The 18,034-nt window shown below is 72.4% G+C and carries 15 protein-coding genes; 9 read left to right on the forward strand and 6 right to left on the reverse strand.

Annotation, left to right across the window (positions count from 1 at the left end):
- Window positions 1–213: 213 nt before the first annotated feature.
- The 3 genes from ACFVHO_RS34605 to ACFVHO_RS34615 all read left to right on the forward strand — a co-directional run bounded on the left by ACFVHO_RS34605 (window position 214) and on the right by ACFVHO_RS34615 (window position 5,332).
- Window positions 214–2,229: a Xaa-Pro dipeptidyl-peptidase gene (locus tag ACFVHO_RS34605; protein ID WP_385723643.1), complete on the forward strand. Its 2,016-nt coding sequence runs from the start codon at window positions 214–216 to the stop codon at window positions 2,227–2,229.
- Complete coding sequence (locus ACFVHO_RS34610; protein ID WP_385723646.1) at window positions 2,226–3,512, forward strand: M14 family metallocarboxypeptidase; 1,287 nt, start codon at window positions 2,226–2,228, stop codon at window positions 3,510–3,512. Before ACFVHO_RS34605 ends, ACFVHO_RS34610 begins: the two co-directional genes overlap by 4 nt.
- Window positions 3,513–3,595: 83 nt before the next feature.
- Complete coding sequence (locus ACFVHO_RS34615) at window positions 3,596–5,332, forward strand: BCCT family transporter (RefSeq protein ID WP_385723649.1); 1,737 nt, start codon at window positions 3,596–3,598, stop codon at window positions 5,330–5,332.
- Between the two features lie 82 nt (window positions 5,333–5,414).
- Here ACFVHO_RS34615 and ACFVHO_RS34620 read toward each other — a convergent pair whose 3' ends face one another.
- Window positions 5,415–6,380 carry an FAD-dependent oxidoreductase gene (locus tag ACFVHO_RS34620; protein WP_385723652.1) on the reverse strand — a complete coding sequence of 322 codons (966 nt, stop codon included), beginning with the start codon at window positions 6,378–6,380 and terminating at the stop codon, window positions 5,415–5,417.
- A 66-nt stretch (window positions 6,381–6,446) separates the two neighbouring features.
- Here ACFVHO_RS34620 and ACFVHO_RS34625 point away from each other — a divergent pair, with 66 nt between their 5' ends.
- Window positions 6,447–7,520: an oxidoreductase gene (locus ACFVHO_RS34625; protein ID WP_385723655.1), complete on the forward strand. Its 1,074-nt coding sequence runs from the start codon at window positions 6,447–6,449 to the stop codon at window positions 7,518–7,520.
- A gap of 218 nt (window positions 7,521–7,738) precedes the next feature.
- Window positions 7,739–9,382, forward strand: a complete 1,644-nt coding sequence (locus tag ACFVHO_RS34630; protein WP_385723658.1) for an ABC-F family ATP-binding cassette domain-containing protein — start codon at window positions 7,739–7,741, stop codon at window positions 9,380–9,382.
- Window positions 9,383–9,554: 172 nt separating this feature from the next.
- Here the strand turns inward: ACFVHO_RS34630 and ACFVHO_RS34635 are convergent, their stop codons facing one another.
- The 3 genes from ACFVHO_RS34635 to ACFVHO_RS34645 all read right to left on the reverse strand — a co-directional run bounded on the left by ACFVHO_RS34635 (window position 9,555) and on the right by ACFVHO_RS34645 (window position 13,181).
- Window positions 9,555–11,969, reverse strand: a complete 2,415-nt coding sequence (locus ACFVHO_RS34635) for a Tex family protein (protein WP_385723661.1) — start codon at window positions 11,967–11,969, stop codon at window positions 9,555–9,557.
- 67 nt (window positions 11,970–12,036) lie between these two features.
- Window positions 12,037–12,180, reverse strand: coding sequence for an LPFR motif small protein (locus ACFVHO_RS34640; RefSeq protein ID WP_385723664.1), 144 nt, complete (start codon window positions 12,178–12,180; stop codon window positions 12,037–12,039).
- A gap of 107 nt (window positions 12,181–12,287) precedes the next feature.
- Entirely contained in the window at window positions 12,288–13,181 is an 894-nt protein-coding gene (locus ACFVHO_RS34645; protein WP_385723666.1) for a hypothetical protein, read from the reverse strand.
- A 202-nt stretch (window positions 13,182–13,383) separates the two neighbouring features.
- On the opposite strand from ACFVHO_RS34645, the gene ACFVHO_RS34650 reads away from it, so the two are divergent.
- Complete coding sequence (locus ACFVHO_RS34650; protein WP_385723669.1) at window positions 13,384–14,373, forward strand: GlxA family transcriptional regulator; 990 nt, start codon at window positions 13,384–13,386, stop codon at window positions 14,371–14,373.
- 71 nt (window positions 14,374–14,444) lie between these two features.
- Window positions 14,445–15,092 (forward strand): DJ-1/PfpI family protein, encoded by a 648-nt coding sequence (locus ACFVHO_RS34655; protein WP_385723672.1) that lies wholly within the window; start codon window positions 14,445–14,447, stop codon window positions 15,090–15,092.
- Here ACFVHO_RS34655 and ACFVHO_RS34660 read toward each other — a convergent pair.
- Entirely contained in the window at window positions 15,067–15,888 is an 822-nt protein-coding gene (locus tag ACFVHO_RS34660; protein ID WP_385723674.1) for an enoyl-CoA hydratase/isomerase family protein, read from the reverse strand. The two genes, ACFVHO_RS34655 and ACFVHO_RS34660, sit on opposite strands and share 26 nt — an antisense overlap.
- A gap of 74 nt (window positions 15,889–15,962) precedes the next feature.
- On the opposite strand from ACFVHO_RS34660, the gene ACFVHO_RS34665 reads away from it, so the two are divergent.
- Both ACFVHO_RS34665 and ACFVHO_RS34670 read left to right on the forward strand, forming a co-directional pair.
- Entirely contained in the window at window positions 15,963–16,670 is a 708-nt protein-coding gene (locus tag ACFVHO_RS34665) for an HdeD family acid-resistance protein (protein ID WP_385723676.1), read from the forward strand.
- A gap of 129 nt (window positions 16,671–16,799) precedes the next feature.
- Entirely contained in the window at window positions 16,800–17,276 is a 477-nt protein-coding gene (locus ACFVHO_RS34670; protein ID WP_385723679.1) for an ATP-binding protein, read from the forward strand.
- 33 nt (window positions 17,277–17,309) lie between these two features.
- On the opposite strand, the gene idi is transcribed toward ACFVHO_RS34670, so the two are convergent.
- A complete protein-coding gene (idi, locus tag ACFVHO_RS34675; protein ID WP_380855876.1) occupies window positions 17,310–17,903 on the reverse strand; it encodes an isopentenyl-diphosphate Delta-isomerase in 594 nt (197 codons plus the stop codon).
- Between the last annotated feature and the right edge of the window lie 131 nt (window positions 17,904–18,034).

An 18,034-nucleotide genomic window follows, 5' to 3' on the forward strand; every position in this document is an offset into this window, starting at 1 on the left:
CCCCAGGGATACGGGGCCGCCGAGCCGCGTCCGGCACGAGGTGAAGCACGATGCGGTCGACCCTATTGAGCACTCCCGCCCCTGGCCATGTCCATGGCCGCATATGTCACACGATCGCCATTCGGCCGACATGTGCGATCACGTCCCATGGACCTTTCCGATCCTTCTACGGCCCTCTTTCCGGCGGCTGTTGACGCGTGTACCTTCCGCGCCATGCCGATACGCGCGCGACGCACGCGCCTTGTGACCCTCCCGATGTGGAGAACGCTCCTGGCAGCGGCCCTCGCCGCCCTGCTGGCCACACTCCTGTCCCCGGGCGGCGCCGCGCACTCCGCGCCCCGCACCCCGGCCGCCCAGGACAGCTCGGCCACGGCCGGGAAGGCCAAGGAGAGCAGACCCGTCTACTCCTACGCGGACGCGATACGCGAGTCCGTGTGGGTCGACACCCGGATCGACGGCGACGCGGACGGAAAGACCGACCGCGTCGCCGTCGACATAGTCCGGCCCCGCGAACCCGCCGCCAAGGGCCGGAAGATACCCGTCATCATGGACGCCAGTCCGTACTACTCCTGCTGCGGACGCGGCAACGAGAGCCAGAAGAAGACGTACGACGAGAACGGCAACCCCGTCCAGTTCCCGCTCTACTACGACAACTACTTCGTGCCCCGCGGCTACGCCTTCGTCGCCGTCGACCTCGCGGGCACCAACCGCTCCTACGGCTGCGTCGACATCGGCGGCCGCTCCGACGTCCAGTCCGCCAAGGCCGTCGTCGACTGGCTGAACGGCCGCGCCCACGGCTACACCTCGCGCACCGGCGAGCAGCGGACCGACGCGCGCTGGACCAACGGCCGCACCGGCATGATCGGCAAGAGCTACGACGGCACCATCGCCAACGGCGTCGCCGCGACCGGAGTCGAGGGCCTGGAGACGATCGTGCCGATCGGCGCCATCTCCTCCTGGTACGACTACTACTTCGCCAAGGGCGCCCCGCTGTTCAACAGCGGCCCCGACGGGCTCGCCCGCGGTGTGGAGAGCCCCGAGGCCGCCGCCCGCTGCGGCCACGTCAAGCAGCGCCTGATCCAGGGCGCGCCCCGCACCGGCGACTGGACCCCGCTGTGGACCGAGCGCGACCACGTGCCGGACGCCCGCAAGGTCAGGGCCAGCGTCTTCGTCGTGCACGGCCTGCAGGACCTGAACGTGCGCACCAAGCACTTCGGCCAGTGGTGGGACGCCCTCGCCGACGCCGGTGTGCAGCGCAAGATCTGGCTGAGCCAGGCCGGACACGTCGACCCCTTCGACTTCCGGCGCGCCGACTGGGTCCGCACCCTGCACCGCTGGTTCGACCACGAACTCCTCGGCCACCGCAACGGCATCGACCGCGAGCCCATGGCCGATGTCGAACGCGCCCCCGACCGCTGGACCACCGACCGCACCTGGCCGCCGCGCGCCACGCACACCACGGCGCTGCGCCCCACCAAGGGCGGCGCGCCCGGCGTCGGCGTCCTCGGCACCCGCCCCGGCAAGGGCACCGAGACGTTCACCGACGACCGGCGCCTCAGCGAGACCGACTGGGCCGCGACGATCGACTCGTCCACGTCCGCCAAGGCCGGGTTCACCACCCGACCGCTCGCCCGTGACCTGCGGGTCTCCGGCTCCTCGCAGGTGAAGGTCACCGTCACGCCGACGACCCGCACGGCCCATCTGAGCGCCGTCCTCGTCGACCTCGGCCCCGACACCATCCGCGACTACGCCCACGACGACGAGGGCATCAACACGCTTCCCGACCGCTCCTGCTGGGGCGCGAGCACCCCCGGCGACAGCTCCTGCTTCAAGAACACCGAGGCCAGGACCGCCGACGTCGACTACACCATCTTCAGCCGCGGCTGGGCCGACCTCGGCAACCACGCCTCCGACCACCAGGGGGAGCCGCTGACGCCCGGCAAGCCGTACACCATCACTCTCGACCTGGCCGCGAGCGACCACGTCGTACCGAAGGGCCACCGGCTCGCGCTGATCGTCGGCGGCACCGACCGGAACCTCATCACGGCTCCCGCCGACACCCCGACCCTGACCGTCGACCTCGCCCGCACCGTCGCGCGGGTCCCGCTCGTGGGCGGCGCGAAGGCCCTCGCCACGACCCCGCACAGCGACATTCCGCGTGAGTCCCGGCTTGAGGGCGTCGGAAAGCCGCGCCCGATCACCCCCATCCCTGGAGGCCGCACCTCATGACACCCCGCATCCGTGCCGTGGCCCTGGCTGCGGCCTGTGCCGCCCTCGCCGCCCCTCTCCTGACGGCTCCCGCGCAGGCGGCCCCGCCGCCCACACCGCCGCGCACCGGCTTCGAGGAGAGCAACGGAGCGCGCTGGACCAGCCAGCCCGAGGAGCAGCGACTCCTCAGAACCGTCGACAAGGCCACCGACCGGGTGTCGGTGTCCCGCATCGGCACCACCAAGCAGGACCGGCCCGTCCAGCTGGTGCGGATCGGCGAGCGCCGCACTGCGAGCACCGTGCTGCTCGTGTGCAGCCAGCACGGCGACGAGCCGTCCGGCCGCGACGCCTGTCTCAGCACGATCCGCGACCTGGCGTACGCCAAGGACAAGAAGACCCGGCGCTTCCTGTCCCGCACCACCCTCCTCGTCGTGCCCACCGCCAACCCCGACGGGCGCGCCGCCGACACCCGCGGCAACTCCGACGGCGTCGACATCAACCGCGACCACATCTCCCTGGCCACCGCCGAGGGCCGCGCCATGGCCGCCGTCATCCGCGACCACAAGCCCGACGCCATCTACGACCTGCACGAGTACGGGGCCACGCCCAAGTACTACGACAAGGACCTGTTCGACCTGTGGCCGCGCAACCTCAACACGCACGGCGCGGTGCACCGGGAGGCCAAGGCGCTGTCCCTCGACTACGTCCGGCCCGCCGCCGAGGCGGACGGCTACACCACGGGCACGTACGGCATCTGGACCGATCCGGTCACCGGCGAGCCGATCAAGCAGGTCGCGGGCGACGGCCAGGAGCGCATCCTGCGCAACGCCTCCGGCCTCAAGCACGCCGCCGGACTGCTCATCGAGAGCCGCGTCGATCCTCTCACCGACGCCGAGAAGAACGACGAGGCCCTGAACAACCGGCGCCGGGTGCACTCACAACTCTCGGCACTCACCGGCTTGTTCTCGTACGCGGACGAGCACCGGTGGCGCCTGGAGGCGGCGAGCACCGCGTCCCGGCTCGCGGGCCTGCGCGACCGCGGACCCGTCTACCTGGGCGGCGCCGACAACGACCCGGCCGAGCCCGGCGAAATCATCGAGGACCCGGCGTGCGGCTACCGGCTGACGCCGCAACAGTTCGCCGACGTCAAGGACGAACTCGGCCTCCACGGCGTTACCGTGAAGCGGGACGGCGCGGGCGCTCTCGTGCCGCTGCGGCAGTCCGCGCGCGCACTCGTCCCGCTGCTCCTGGACGAACGCGCGCCGTACCACCTCGTCACCGGGCAGCCCGACACCGACTGTTGAGGCATCGGAGCGCACGTCACATGTGGTAGGGGGTAGCGGAGAAGAACCCAAGGTCGATCAACGACTCCGCGAAAGGTGCACCTGTGACCCAGGAAACAGATAAAGCGGACGGCGGAGGAGGCCCGCCGCCTGCGGCGGGCCCCTCCGTCGGCCGGTCCCCACAGACCGACCGGGTGGTCTTCGGCGTCACCGCCGGGCTCACCCTGGCCTTCGTGGTGTGGGGTGCCGTCGCCACGGACACCCTCGAAGACGTCTCGTCGGACATGCTCGAAGGCCTGATCCACAACGGTGGTTGGGCCTTCATGCTGGCGGCGTCCGGCTTCGTGGTCTTCGCGCTGTGGCTGGCGGTCAGCCGGTACGGCAAGATCACACTCGGCAAGGAGGGTGAGGAGCCCGAGTTCCGCACCGTGTCCTGGGTCGCGATGATGTTCAGCGCCGGCATGGGCATCGGTCTGATGTTCTACGGCGTGAGCGAACCGCTCGCGCACTTCTCCACGCCGCCGCCCGGCACCGACCCCGCGGACAAGGCCGCCGCCATGGAGACCTCCATGGCGACGACCCTCTTCCACTGGACGCTGCACCCGTGGGCGATCTACGCGGTCGTGGGCCTCGCCATCGCCTACAGCACGTTCCGGCGTAACCGGCGCCAGACCATCAGCTCCGTCTTCGTCCCGCTCATCGGCGAGAAGCACGCCCACGGGACGTGGGGCCGGGTCATCGACATCCTCGCCATCCTCGCCACGCTCTTCGGCTCCGCGGCCTCCCTCGGCCTCGGCGCGCTCCAGATCGGCAGTGGCATCGAGGAGCTGGACTGGCGGGACAAGGCGACCACCGGGCTGCTCATCTCCGTCATTGCCGTACTGACCGTGGCGTTCGTGGCCTCGGCGGTGTCCGGCGTGGAGAAGGGCATCCAGTGGCTGTCGAACATCAACATGGTGCTCGCCCTGGTCCTGGTCGTCTTCGTCTTCATCGCGGGTCCGACCGTCATCATCCTCGACCTGATCCCCACCTCCATCGGCTCCTACCTGGGCGACCTGCCCCAGCTCATCGGGCGCACCGAGGCATCGAGCGGTGAGGGCGTCTCGGCCTGGCTCGGGAGCTGGACGGTCTTCTACTGGGCCTGGTGGATCTCGTGGACGCCGTTCGTCGGCATGTTCATCGCGCGCATCAGCCGCGGCCGCACCATCAGGCAGTTCGTGGGCGGCGTCATCCTCGTGCCCAGCACGGTCAGCCTGCTGTGGTTCGCCGTCTTCGGCGGCAGCGCCATAAAGGTCAAGGAGGGCGGCGGCTTCAAGGGTGACGACACCCCGGAGGCGCAGCTGTTCGGTCTGCTGCACGAGTACCCCATCGCGACGGCCACCAGCCTGCTCGTGATGATCCTCGTCGGCATCTTCTTCGTGTCCGGGGCGGACGCCGCCTCGATCGTCATGGGCACGCTCTCCCAGAAGGGTTCACTCGAACCCGGTCGCCTCGTGGTGATCTTCTGGGGCGTGGTGACGGGAGCCGTCGCGGCGATCATGCTGCTCATCGGCGACGGGAAGAAGAACGCCCTCACGGGCTTGCAGAATCTGACGATCCTAGTGGCGGCGCCCTTCACCCTGGTCATGATCGGGATGTGTGTGGCGCTCATGCGCGATCTGCGTCACGACCCGCTGATCGTGCGGGGCGAGCACGGCACGGAGGCCGTCGAGAAGGCCGTCATCGCCGGTCACGAGCAGTACGGCGTCGGCGAGTTCGAGCTCCAGATCGGCCCGTCCGAGAACGGGGACGACACGGACACCGACTCGGACGCCGAGCAGCAGCCAGATCCGGCTCGCTGAGGCCTGCCGAGTTCTGCTGAGGTTCGCTCGGATCCGCGTACCGGCCACGGCGCTCGCGCCGTGGCCGGTACGGCTTCTGCTCTCAGGCGGTGGCTTCCGCCACGAGCCGCGCCGTCTCCCCGGCGCAGCCCCACGCCACCGTCACCCCGGCCCCGCCGTGCCCGTAGTTGTGCACGAGCACCCGCCCGCCCTCGCGCGCCTCGCTCTCCAGGCGCACCGACGCGCGCGCGGGCCGCAGCCCCACCCGGTGCCCGATGACCCGCGCCGTCGCGATCTCGGGCCGCACCCGCGCGCACCGCTCGACGATCTCCTTCGCCACCGCCGGATCGGGCTCCAGGGACCAGTCGCCGTCGTCGGCCGTCCCGCCGAGCACCAGCCGCCCGGGCTGCGGCATGAAGTACGTCGTCGTCGCCGACGCGGCGTCAGCGGCCGTGTACCACGTACGGATCCCGGGGTTCTCCACGAGCACGAGCTGCCCCCGCACGGGACGTACCGGGTCTCCCGGTACGAGGTCCCGGGCGCCGAGCCCCGAGCAGTTGACGACGCACGGGGACGCGTCGAGCGCCTCGTCGAGGCTCTTCGCCGTCCGCTCCTCGACCGTGCCGCCCGCCGTCAGCAGCCGCTCCCGCAGCCACGCCAGGTGCGCCGGCATGTCGATCAGCGGCAGCCGCGCCCACAGGCCGCCGCCCGCGCACTCCTCGGCCGTCGCCGCGCGCAGCCCCCGCACCCGCGCGGCCCACGGCCCCAGACCGTCCAAGCGGAGCTCGGCGTGTACGCCCTCGACCATGCGTACGCCCGTGCGCTCCGCGTCGGCCGCCAACTCCTCGTACACCTCGAGCGAGCGCACCGACCACTCGCCGACGAGTGCCTCCGGTTCGATGCGGTAGGGCCACCACAGGCCGCCCGCAACCGCCGAGGTCGTGCGCTCGACCGGGTCCCGCGTCCAGACCCGGACGCGATGGCCGCGCTCCGCGAGCACCACGGCGGTGGTGAGGCCGATGACCCCGCCGCCGACGATCGTCACATCAGCCTTCTCAGTCCCACCCATCCCGGAAACGTAGCGGAATACCCCATGCCGTGCTCAGACCCCGTACCGGGTGGGGATACTCACAGCATGTCTGCCGAGTATGCGACCTTCGGCCTGGCACCGGCGATGCGCGCCGGTGGAGTTCTCGCAGGCGGTGACTACCAAGTGCACCGCGAATTCGTCGACTTCATCGTGAACGGCCGCCCGCTGCTGTTCCAGCTCGCCGACCTCGACGCGGTGTCCCCACTGGCGTCCGACATCCCCCCGGCGATCTTCACGACCCATGTGCGCCGCCTCCTCCTGGAGGCCGAGGCCCCGCTCGTCGACGGACGGTACGTGATCTACGGCTGCCCGGAGTGCGAGGGACTGGAGTGCGGGGCCGTCACGGCGGTGATCGAGCGGACGCGCGCCGACAGTGCCGACGACGGTGACGAGGCCGACGACGCTGATGACGGTGACGACGCCGATGACGGTGACTATGTGTGGCGCGACTTCGCCTGGCAGACCTCCGAGCGCGCCGACCTGGAGCTCAACGGCTACCACGGCATAGGGCCGTTCCGCTTCCGCGGCGGCGAGTACCGCGCGGAGCTGGGGCGGCTGCTGAACGGGGTCGCGCCGGGGGCCGGGCGGCGGGTGCTCCTCATCGGGGCGCGGGTGGCGCTGAACGCGAAGCTCGCTGCGGCGCTGCGCACCATCGGCATCGGCGCGGAGATCGCGGCGGACGCGACGGGGGTTCCCGCGGAGGAGCTGCGGACCTACGGGGCGGTGGCGTTCGCGCGGGAGGTGCCCGCGCCGACCCGGGACGCGGTGCGGGCGTCGTTCGAGGGCGCGGGCGTCGATGTCGCGTACGTGGACGGCCTCGCGCCCATCGTCCCGCTGCTCGTCGCCCAGATCGAGTACGCCCTGGACCGCAGCCCGCTGGCACAGCGCCGACTGACCCGGCTCGCGGTGGCAGGCGACTCCGTGGTCACCGAGGTCACCTCCACGTGCCGCGTCCGGCTCACCGTCTACCGCGTCGACCGCCTCTACCGCACCCGCGTCCAGGAAGTCCTCGACGAGGTCCTTGAACCCGGCGAGCACCGGGTGGCCCTGCCGGACAGGGCTCGCTTCGTGGTGGCGCGGACGCCGGACAGCGTGCTGGTGTCGGCGGCTTCGTCCTGAGGCGGTGGGTTCGCGGTTGAGTGGTCCGTCCTGAGGCGGCGGGCCTGCGGACGGGTGGTTCGCCCTGAGATACGGCGGCCTCGCGGACCGGCGGCCCGCCCCGAGACGATGGGCCCGCGGACCGGCGGCCCGCTGCTCCGCCGCCGCGACGCGCCGCCCCCGCGCCTCCGGTACCACCCCCGCCGCACCCCGCCCCCGCGCATTAGGCTCGGGGCCTGATGAACGCCACCCTTGTCGCCAAAGAACTCGCCGCCGGCCACGGCGACCGCACCCTCTTCGAGGGCCTGGACCTCGTCGTCGCCCCCGGCGACGTCATCGGCCTGGTGGGCGCCAACGGCGCCGGCAAGTCCACGCTGCTGCGCCTCCTCGCGGGCCTGGACATCCCGGAGTCCGGACGCGTCGGCCTCTCCCCGCCGGCCGCGTCGGTCGGCCACCTGCCGCAGGAACCCGACCGCCGCCCCGGCGAGACCGTCCAGGCGTTCCTGGCCCGCCGCACCGGCGTCACCGCCGCGCAGGCCGCCATGGACGAGGCCACCGAACTCCTCGTGGCGGGTGCGCCCGGCGCCGACGACGCGTACGCGCAGAGCCTGGAGCGCTGGCTCGCCCTCGGCGGCGCCGACCTGGACGATCGCGCCGAGGAGGTGGCCGAGTCGCTCGGCCTCGGCGTGCGCCTCGACCAGCCGATGACGGCGCTGTCCGGCGGCCAGGCGGCGCGCGCGGGCCTCGCCTCGCTGCTGCTGTCCCGCTACGACGTGTTCCTGCTCGACGAGCCCACCAACGACCTGGACCTGGCGGGCCTCGACCGCCTGGAGTCCTTCGTCCGCGGCCTGCGCGCGGGCACCGTCGTCGTGAGCCACGACCGCGAGTTCCTGACCCGCACGGTCACCAAGGTCCTGGAACTCGACCTGGCCCAGCAGCAGATCAACCTCTACGGCGGCGGCTACGAGGCGTATCTGGAGGAGCGCGACGTCGCCCGCAGGCACGCCCGCGACGACTACGAGGAGTACGCCGACAAGCGCGCCGCCCTCCAGGACCGCGCCCAGATGCAGCGGACCTGGATGGACAAGGGCGTGAAGAACGCCCGCCGCAAGGCCACCGACAGCGACAAGCTCGGCCGCAAGTTCCGCAGCGAGGCCAGCGAGAAGCAGGCGGCGAAGGCGCGCCAGACCCAGCGCATGATCGAGCGCCTCGACGTCGTCGAGGAACCCCGCAAGGAGTGGCAGCTGCGGATGGAGATCGCGGCGGCGCCCCGCTCCGGCACGGTCGTGGCCACCCTGCGCGGCGCGGTCGTACGCCGCGGGTCCTTCACGCTCGGGCCGGTCGACCTCCAGCTCGACTGGGCCGACCGCGTCGCCATCACCGGCGCCAACGGCTCGGGCAAGTCGACGCTCCTGGCCGCGCTGCTCGGCCGCGTCGCCGTGGACGAGGGCCATGCCGCGCTCGGTTCGGGTGTCGTCGTCGGCGAGGTCGACCAGGCCCGGGCGCTGTTCCACGGCGCGGAGTCGCTGCTCGACGCGTTCCGGGCGGCGGTGCCCGACACCGACCCGGCGGAAGTCCGCACGCTCCTCGCCAAGTTCGGCCTGAAGGCCGACCACGTGCTGCGTCCCGCGGTGACCCTGTCACCGGGCGAGCGCACGCGCGCCGCCCTGGCCCTGCTCCAGGGCAGAGGCGTGAACCTCCTGGTCCTCGACGAGCCCACCAACCACCTGGACCTGCCCGCCATCGAGCAACTGGAGTCGGCCCTCGACTCCTACACCGGCACGCTCCTCCTGGTCACCCACGACCGCCGCATGCTCGACGCGGTCCGCGTCACGCGCCGCCTGGAGGTGTCGGAGGGCAAGGTGACGGAGCTGTCGCTCTGAGGGGTGCTCGCTCAGCTTGAGGAGTCGGCTTGAGGAGTCGGCTTGAGGGGTCAGCCTGACGGGCCGACCTGTCGGGTCGGCCTGGCGGTCGGGACGGCTCGTCACGGTGGCAGCCCCCTGAGGCAGCCGCCACCGTGACCCCGTTCCTCCGGGCGCCCCGACGCCCCCGGTGTCAGCGCTGCTTGGGGTCGACCAACCCGGCCCGGCGCAGCGCCTCCGCCATCGCGTCGTTCGCCGGCGGCGGGCCCTGGCGCTGTTGACGCTGCTGAGGCCTGCCGCCCCGGCCGCCCTGGTCCCGGCCGCCGCCCTGGCCCTGCTGCTTGCCGCCGCCCCGGCCCCGCTCGCCGCGCTGCTGCGGGGGACGCCCGCCGCGCTCCCTGCGGCCGCCGGGCGCGGAGGCGTCCTGCGCGGCCTCGTCGTCGAGTCGCAGCGTGAGCGAGATCCGCTTGCGCGGCACGTCCACGTCGAGGACCTTCACCTTGACGATGTCGCCGGGCTTCACCACGTCCCGGGGGTCCTTGACGAAGGTCCTGGACATCGCGGAGACGTGCACGAGGCCGTCCTGGTGGACGCCGACGTCGACGAACGCGCCGAACGCGGCGACGTTCGTGACGACGCCTTCCAGGACCATGGCGGGCGCGAGGTCGGAGATCTTCTCGACGCCGTCCTTGAAGGTGGCCGTCTTGAAGGCGGGACGCGGGTCGCGCCCGGGCTTCTCCAGCTCCTTGAGGATGTCCGTGACGGTCGGCAGGCCGAACACGTCGTCGACGAAGTCGGCGGGCCGCAGGGACCGCAGCGTGGCCGTGTCACCGATCAGGGAGCCGACGGCGCCGCCCGCGGTGCCCGCCATCCGCCGCACCACGGGGTACGCCTCGGGGTGCACGCTGGAGGCGTCAAGCGGGTCGTCGCCGCCCAGGATGCGCAGGAAGCCCGCGCACTGTTCGTAGGCCTTCGGGCCGAGCCGGGGCACGTCCTTGAGGCCCTTGCGGCTCTTGAAGGGGCCGTTCGCGTCGCGGTGCGCCACGATGTTCTCGGCGAGGCCGGAGCCGATGCCGGAGACCCGGGCGAGCAGCGGCGCGGACGCCGTGTTCACGTCCACGCCCACGCCGTTCACACAGTCCTCGACGACCGCGTCGAGGGAGCGGGACAGCTTCACCTCGGACAGGTCGTGCTGGTACTGCCCGACGCCGATCGACTTCGGGTCGATCTTCACCAGCTCGGCGAGCGGGTCCTGCAGGCGGCGGGCGATCGACACCGCGCCGCGCAGCGACACGTCGAGCTCCGGCAGCTCCTGCGAGGCGAACGCCGACGCCGAGTACACCGAAGCGCCCGCCTCGGACACCATCACCTTCGTGAGCTTCAACTCGGGGTGCTTGGTGATGAGTTCACCGGCGAGCTTGTCCGTCTCGCGGGACGCCGTGCCGTTGCCGATCGCGACCAGGTCGACGTCGTGCTCCTGCGCGAGCCGCGCGAGGGTGGCCAGGGACTTGTCCCACTTGTTCGCGGGGACGTGCGGGTGGATGGTGTCCGTCGCCACGACCTTGCCGGTGGCGTCCACGACGGCGACCTTCACGCCTGTACGGAAACCGGGGTCGAGGCCCAGCGTCGCGCGCGTGCCCGCCGGTGCGGCGAGCAGCAGGTCGCGCAGGTTCGCGGCGAACACCCGCACCGCCTCGTCCTCGGCGGCCGTGCGCAGCCGCAGGCGCAGGTCGATGCCGAGGTGCACCAGGACGCGGGTCCGCCACGCCCAGCGCACCGTGTCCGTCAGCCACTTGTCGGCGGGCCTGCCGCGGTCGGCGATGCCGAAGCGCCGGGCGATCGAGCCCTCGTACGACGACGGGCCCTCGGTGGCCTCCTCCGGCTCCAGGACCAGGTCGAGCACGTCCTCCTTCTCGCCGCGCAGCATCGCGAGGACGCGGTGCGAGGGCAGCTCCGTGAACGGCTCGGCGAAGTCGAAGTAGTCGGCGAACTTCGCGCCCGCCTCCTCCTTGCCGTCGCGCACCTTCGCGGCGAGGCGGCCGCGCACCCACATGCGCTCGCGCAGCTCGCCGATGAGGTCGGCGTCCTCGGAGAACCGCTCGGTGAGAATGGCGCGGGCGCCGTCCAGGGCGGCCTGCGGGTCGGCGACGCCCTTGTCCGCGTCGACGAACGCGGCGGCCGCGGCCTGCGGCTCCACCGTCGGGTCCCCGAGCAGCCCCTCGGCCAGCGGCTCAAGACCGGCCTCGCGGGCGATCTGCGCCTTGGTCCGCCGCTTCGGCTTGAACGGCAGGTAGATGTCCTCCAGGCGGGCCTTCGTGTCGGCCTCGCGGATCCGGGCCGCCAGCTCGTCGGTGAGCTTGCCCTGCTCGCGCACCGAGTCGAGGATGGCGCTCCGCCGCTCCTCCAGCTCCCGCAGATAGCGCAGCCGCTCCTCGAGCGTGCGCAGCTGCGCGTCGTCGAGCATCTCGGTGGCTTCCTTGCGGTAGCGCGCGATGAAGGGCACCGTCGACCCGCCGTCGAGCAGGTCCACGGCGGCCTTCACCTGCCGCTCCCGCACGCCGAGTTCCTCGGCGATCCTGCCTTCGATGGACGCTGGGGTGGTCGTCACGTTCCGGTACCGCCTTCTCACTGGGGTTGCCCGCCAATTGTGGCAGGTGGCACCGACAGCGAGGCAGTCAGACCCGGCGGGCCCGGCCCGACCGGCTCCCGGAACGTGAAGCTCCGCCGAACAGCCGGGCCAGGACCCGGAACGGCAGGGTGACCACAGTGGCGATCGCCCCAGCGATCTGGCGCAGCACGTCTGCGATCGCACGGAACACGAGGTACTCCCTTCGTCTCCCCGGCCCCTTGGCGGATTTACGGAGGATCGTTCGAGGCCGCGGAACGGGCGAGTACCCCGGGGGCGGGTCTACATGCGCCGGGCAGCTCAGCCCTTGCCGAGCAGGTCCGCGGGGAACGCCCCCGCCTGCAGCGCCGCCCCGGCGAAGACCGTGCCCAGCTCCGTGAGCCGCTCCACGTCCGCGGCGCCGAGGTGTTCGTAGGGCGCCCGGTCCAGGCGGTCGGTGCGCTCCTCGATCGCCTTGCGCAGGTCGACGCCGGACTCCGTCAGCTCGCCGTCGGCGTCCACGAGTCCGCGCCCGCGCAGCCGCTCGACGGCCGCGTCCCAGTCCTCCTTGGTCCAGCCCCGGGTGTTGAGGTTCCACGTGGGCGTCATGCCCTTGCCCGTCGCGGTGTGGGTCACCAGCGCCTCCACCGGGCCGAGTTCGGCGTCCAGGAGCGCGGCGAGGTGGCCGTCGCCGCGGTGCTCGCGCAGCAGGGTCGCCGCGTGCCAGTAGGCCAGGTGCGGCTCGTCGGGCACGGCCAGGGCGGCGTGCGCGGCGTACAGCGGGCGGCCGCCCGGCGAACAGGCCTCCGTGGCCCGCAGCGCGAGCCGGGCCGCCTCCGCCATCTCCGGGGACGCCACCGCCTCGTCCCCGAGGAGCCGCCGCAGCGTCGTGTCGACACCGCGCAGCCGGGCGGCGAGGACGTCCTCGGGCGCGGCGGTGCGCCAGATCTCCGGCACGAACCGGGCCACCGTGTCCGGCTTGTAGTTGTAGAACGTGGCCGTCACGGTGCCCGCGCCCACGGCTCCCAGGGCCGCCGCCCGGATGGCGAAGTTGACGGCCTTCGGGTGGCTGATGCCGAGCGGGGCCAGCTCGCGGCCCACGTCCGGGGAGAAGTAGTGGGTGGTGTGGAGGGCGTTGAGCACGTTGTGGCAGCGCCGTCCCGCGCGCGGGGGCAGCGCCGCGCCGACCGGGGCCGGGGTCGTCGAAGAGGTCATGGCCACACGTTACCGACTGGTCGGTATGAGCTGAAGGGCTTCCGGGCGCGGATGACAGAAAGAAGGGCGGTGGCAGAAGAAGGTTGCGGGAGTTGCGGGAGCGCCGGGAGCGAACGACAGAAAGGGATGGCAGGAAAGGATGGCAGGAAAGGTGGGCTGCCCGTCATTGCGGCCATCCCGCCGCACCCCAAGAATCGTGGGCATGGAGCAGCGAACCGTCCTGATCGTCCTCTTCGACGGCGTCCAGAGCCTCGACGTCACCGGCCCCGCCGAGGTGTTCACGGGCGCGAGCCACCACCACCCGGACTCCCCGCCGTACCGGGTGCGCACCGCCTCCCTCGACGGCGCCCCCGTGCGGACGTCGAGCGGCCTGACGCTGGTCCCCGACTCCACGCTCGCGGAGCACTCGGGACGGGACGGCGCTCCGGTGCCGCACACCGTCCTGGTGCCCGGCGGCGCGGGCACCAGGGACGAGGACGAGGCACTGGTCGCCTGGCTGCGGGCCCACGCCCCGCTGGCCGAGCGGCTGATCTCGGTCTGCACCGGGGCCGTCCTGCTGGCGCGCGCGGGCCTGCTCGACGGCCGCCGCGCGACGACCCACTGGGCGTACTGCGACACACTCGCCCGCAACCACCCGGAGATCGACGTGGACCCCGACCCCATCTACGTCCGGGACGGGAACGTGTCGACATCGGCGGGCGTCACGGCGGGCATCGACCTCGCGCTCGCCCTCGTCGAGGAGGACCTGGGCCGGGACACGGCGCTGACCATCGCGCGGTTCCTCGTCGTGTTCCTGCGCCGCCCGGGCAACCAGGCGCAGTTCAGCGCCCAGTTGGCGGTGCAGACGGCCCGCCGTGAGCCGCTGCGCGAGGTCCAGCAGTGGATCACCGAGCACCCCGGGGGAGACCTGAGCGTGGAGTCCCTCGCGGAGCGCGCCCGGCTCTCGCCCCGGCACTTCGCCCGCGCCTTCCGGGCGGAGACCGGCATGACGCCGGGCAAGTACGTCGACCGCGTCCGCGTCGAGCACGCCCGGCGGCTCCTGGAGGACACCGCCGACGGCGTCGAGGAGGTCTCGCGCGCGTGCGGCTACGGCACCCCGGAGGCCATGCGCCGCGCCTTCGTCAAGGCGCTCGGCACGGCTCCGGCCGAGTACCGCCGCCGCTTCCACAGCCCCCTCACCGCCTCCGCCTGACCCATCGCCCGACCACTCACCAGCCACCACCGCACACCGTCATCCGACCCGCCTCCCCAAGGAGAGCCCGCATGCAGATCGCCATCGCCCTGTACGAACGCTTCACCGTCCTCGACGCCATCGGCCCGTTCCAGACGCTCGCCGGCATCCCGGACGCCGAGGTCGTCTTCGTGGCCGAGCAGGCCGGACCCGTGCACGACGACACCGGCCAGCTCACCCTCATCGCCGACAAGACCTTCGACGAGGTGCGGAGCCCGGACATCGTGGTGGTCCCCGGCGGCCCCGGCCAGAGCGACCAGATGGAGAACGAGTCCCTGCTCGGCTGGCTGCGTACCGCCGACGCGACCAGCACCTGGACGACGTCCGTGTGCACGGGCTCCCTGGCGCTCGCCGCCGCCGGGCTCCTGGAGGGCCGCCGGGCGACGTCGCACTGGCTGGCCCTGGAGGAGCTGGAGAAGGTCGGCGTGCGCTCGACCGGGCAGCGGGTGGTGTTCGACGGGAAGTACGTCACGGCGGCCGGTGTGTCGTCCGGCATCGACATGGGCCTCGCCCTCGTCGGCAGGATCGCGGGCGACGAACGCGCCCAGGCCGTGCAGCTGATGATGGAGTACGACCCCCAGCCGCCCTACGACGCCGGTTCGCCGGAGAAGGCGCCCGCCCACATCGTTGAGATGTTCCGCGACCGCAGCCGGTTCAGCGAAGCGGAGCAGTCGGCGTAGCCGGGACCTCGGGCTCGGGCGGAGTCCAGGCGAAGCGCGGCTGCCTGCGCTCCAGGAAGGCGGCGACACCCTCCGCGGTGTCGCCGCTCGCGCGCATCTGCTCCGCCCAGTGGACCTCCCGCGCGGCCCCCGCGTCCGCGCCGCCGGGGCCGTCCGCACCGGCGGCCGGGGACGCGAACTCCTTCGCCGCCGCCTGCGTGAGCAGCGAGCGCGCGGCCAGGATCCGCGTGAACTCCGTGACGCGCCCCTGCAGCTCACCGGCGGGCAGCACCTCGTCCACCAGCCCGCTGCGCAGCGCACGCCCGGTGTCGATCGACTCGCCGGAGAACAACAGGTACTTGGCGGTCGAGGGCCCCACGAGCGACACCAGACGGCGCGTCGTCGACGCCGGGTAGACGATGCCGAGCTTCGCCGGGGTGACCGCGAACACCGCGCCCTCGTCGGCGAACCGCAGGTCGCAGGCCGCCGCGAGCTGGCAGCCGCCGCCCACGCAGTACCCGCGCACCGCCGCGAGCGTCGGCTTGGGGAAGGCCGCGAGGGCCTCCTCGGCCCGCACCGCGAGCTCCTGGGCGCGGGCGGGCTCCTCCCGCAGCGAGGAGATGTCGGCGCCCGCGCAGAAGGTGTCCCCGGCGCCGGTCAGGACCAGCGCCCGCACGGCGGGGTCCGCGGCGAGCGCGGTGAGCAGCGGCGGCAGCGCGCGCCACATGTCCGCCGTCATGGCGTTGCGCTTGGCCTGGTGGTCGATGACGACGGTGGCGACGCCGTCGGCGACGGCGTGCCTCAGCTGCGGCTCCATGCGCCGGATGCTATCCGCACCCCGCGAACGTACGATCAAGAAGGGGCGACTTCGCACAGCGGACGGAGGCCCTCATGGTGATCGGCGGAACACGCAAAGACGCAGCTCAGGCCAGCTCTGACAGCACCGGCGGCACCGGCGGCACGGCCGAGGGGGAGCGCCTGCGGCGCAGCTTCGGCTGGCTCGCCGTGCTCGGCGCGATCCTCGTCCTCGGCGGGCTCATCGGCATCGTGTACGTCGGGGTGGCCACGCTCACCTCGATGCTCCTGTTCGGCTGGCTGCTCCTCGTGGGCGGCATGGTGGCGCTCCTCCACGCGGTGCAGTCGCGCGGCTCGAACTTCTTCTGGCTCGGTGTGGTGGTCGCCGCGCTGAACCTGGCGGCGGGCGTCGTCGTCATCCGCAGGCCCGACGTGGCCGCGGAGGCGCTGACGATGTTCGCGGCGCTGCTCTTCCTCACCGGCGGTGTGTTCCGGCTCGTCGGCAGCCTGGTGGTGCGCGGACCGCAGATGGCCGTGACGCTGCTCCAGGGCGCCTTCGGCGTGCTGCTCGGCGTGCTCGTGCTCGGCGACTGGCCGAGCAGCAGTCAGTACGTCATCGGCTGCTTCTTCTCCCTCGCGCTGCTCTTCGACGGGCTCGGCCTGATCGCCACGGCCGTCGGCGGCCGACGCCTGATCAGCCTGGTCTCGGAGCGCGTGGGCGGCGACGGCGACGCCCCGCAAGCCGTACAAGCTGAAGAACCCTTGAAGGCGGAACAAGAAGGGCAGGAGCAGTCGCGCAACTGACGACGTCACGCGGGGGCGATCAAATCCCGTCGATAGTCGCTGACTTCTGGTCAGTAGCGCGGTACGGACCAGCGCGTTACCAACACTCGACGTGTGGTGACAACCGAGCGCGAGGGCGGGGACCGGGCAATGGGGAACGACGGGAGAGGGCCGGGCCCGCTCCCCGGGGGAGGTGGGCGGGTGCCGTACGAGGGCGTGTGGCGGTTCACCGCCCCCGCCGTCGACGCCTCGGTGCCCCAGGCACGGCATGCGGTGCGCGATCTGCTCGCGCGTCAGGGGGTGCCGGCACCGGACGAGCTGGTACAGGGACTCCTGCTGATCGTCTCCGAACTGGTCACCAACGCGGTGCGGCACGCGGCACTGCTCTCGCCGATGCTCGCCGTGGAGGTCGCGGTCGGCGCGGAGTGGGTGCGGGTCTCCGTGGAGGACAACCACCCCTACCGCCCGACGGCGCTGGAGGCCGACTACGGCCAGACCGGCGGCCGCGGACTGCTCCTCGTGCGTGAGATCACCCGCGAGGCGGGCGGCGCGTGCGACGTCGAGCACACGGCGAGCGGGGGCAAGGTCATCTGGGCTGCCTTGCCCCTGAAACCCAACGGGATCTGAGGCCCGCCGGGCGGGGCCCGCGGCGCCCGTGGCCTACCAGCCCGCGCCCGGCCCCGTCAGCTCCTTGATCGCCGGCCGCGCCGCGTCAAGGACGGTCATGAACCACGCGGAGAACGGCCCCTTCGCGTGCCGCTCCGCCAGCTCGGCGGCGGTCACGAACGCCGTGTCGCCCACCTCGCTCGCGTCCGGGCGCAGCTCGGCCTGCACCATGCCCACGAAGAGGTGGTTGAACTCCTGCTCCACCAGGCCCGACTCCGGGTCCGGGTGGTTGTAGCGCACGGTGCCCGCCTCGGCGAGCAGCGACGGCGAGACGCCGAGCTCCTCGAAGGTGCGCCGGGCGGCGGCCGCGAACGGCGCCTCGCCGGGGTACGGGTGCCCGCAGCAGGTGTTCGACCAGACGCCGGGGGAGTGGTACTTGCCGAGCGCCCGCTGCTGCAGCAGCAGTCGGCCCTGCTCGTCGAAGAGGAAGACGGAGAACGCCCGGTGCAACTGCCCTGGCGCCTGATGAGCGGCAAGCTTCTCCGCCGTGCCGATCGTCCTGCCGTCCTCGTCGACGAGTTCCAGCAGGATTGTCTCTCCGGTGCCGTTCGACGAGCTGTTCGCCGCGGTGGCAGGTGTGATCGGCATACCCATCCTTCGCTTCGGTCTCGGATGGCCAAGTCTGCCGTACGACAGGGGCTCTCCCGGCACTCCGGGGGCCCCGCATGTCCCGTCCCCGACCGTGGGGACGGGACATGCGGATTCGGCCGCGGCGTGCC

Source organism: Streptomyces sp. NPDC127108, assembly GCF_042677545.1.
In the GTDB taxonomy this organism is placed as follows: domain Bacteria; phylum Actinomycetota; class Actinomycetes; order Streptomycetales; family Streptomycetaceae; genus Streptomyces.

Bases quoted from the DNA above. Each gene is read 5' to 3' on its own strand.
- ACFVHO_RS34660 (WP_385723674.1), bottom strand. From the start codon at position 15,888: ATGGAGCCGCAGCTGAGGCACGCCGTCGCCGACGGCGTCGCCACCGTC.
- ACFVHO_RS34610 (WP_385723646.1), top strand. From the start codon at position 2,226: ATGACACCCCGCATCCGTGCCGTGGCCCTGGCTGCGGCCTGTGCCGCC.
- ACFVHO_RS34620 (WP_385723652.1), bottom strand. From the start codon at position 6,380: ATGGGTGGGACTGAGAAGGCTGATGTGACGATCGTCGGCGGCGGGGTC.
- ACFVHO_RS34630 (WP_385723658.1), top strand. From the start codon at position 7,739: ATGAACGCCACCCTTGTCGCCAAAGAACTCGCCGCCGGCCACGGCGAC.
- ACFVHO_RS34605 (WP_385723643.1), top strand. From the start codon at position 214: ATGCCGATACGCGCGCGACGCACGCGCCTTGTGACCCTCCCGATGTGG.
- ACFVHO_RS34665 (WP_385723676.1), top strand. From the start codon at position 15,963: ATGGTGATCGGCGGAACACGCAAAGACGCAGCTCAGGCCAGCTCTGAC.
- idi (WP_380855876.1), bottom strand. From the start codon at position 17,903: ATGCCGATCACACCTGCCACCGCGGCGAACAGCTCGTCGAACGGCACC.
- ACFVHO_RS34650 (WP_385723669.1), top strand. From the start codon at position 13,384: ATGGAGCAGCGAACCGTCCTGATCGTCCTCTTCGACGGCGTCCAGAGC.
- ACFVHO_RS34670 (WP_385723679.1), top strand. From the start codon at position 16,800: ATGGGGAACGACGGGAGAGGGCCGGGCCCGCTCCCCGGGGGAGGTGGG.
- ACFVHO_RS34625 (WP_385723655.1), top strand. From the start codon at position 6,447: ATGTCTGCCGAGTATGCGACCTTCGGCCTGGCACCGGCGATGCGCGCC.
- ACFVHO_RS34645 (WP_385723666.1), bottom strand. From the start codon at position 13,181: ATGACCTCTTCGACGACCCCGGCCCCGGTCGGCGCGGCGCTGCCCCCG.
- ACFVHO_RS34655 (WP_385723672.1), top strand. From the start codon at position 14,445: ATGCAGATCGCCATCGCCCTGTACGAACGCTTCACCGTCCTCGACGCC.